General features: G+C 53.4%; 1 protein-coding gene. It reads right to left on the reverse strand.

What is annotated here, in order from left to right; all coding sequences use genetic code 11:
- Positions 1–59: 59 nt before the first annotated feature.
- Positions 60–296: GNAT family N-acetyltransferase (locus FDX19_RS25015; RefSeq protein ID WP_137384824.1), on the reverse strand; the 237-nt coding region annotated here is incomplete at its 5' end.

Consider the following 296-nt stretch of genomic DNA (forward strand, 5'->3'; position numbering starts at 1 on the left):
AATAATAGTTCGAGGATAAAACACTATCAGTTTTAGTCCTGATTCAGGGAAAATTTAAATTAAACACTCCCCACTAAATCCCCCAGCGTTACCATCAACATCATCGGATCCATCGGTGATGGTTCAAACCCCACCCGCTGGTAAAATTCCCGCGCGTCATCCGACAGGGCGTGAACCAGCATCCCGCGAATGCCGATAGTCTCCGCCACCTGAATAACCCGCAGCCCTGCGTCGCGTACCAGCGCCCGACCAACGCCCTGCCCATGTAGAGACTGATCCACCGCCAGACGTCCCAG

Origin of the sequence: Citrobacter sp. wls619, from assembly GCF_005281345.1 — a bacterium.
Taxonomy (GTDB): Bacteria; Pseudomonadota; Gammaproteobacteria; order Enterobacterales; family Enterobacteriaceae; genus Citrobacter.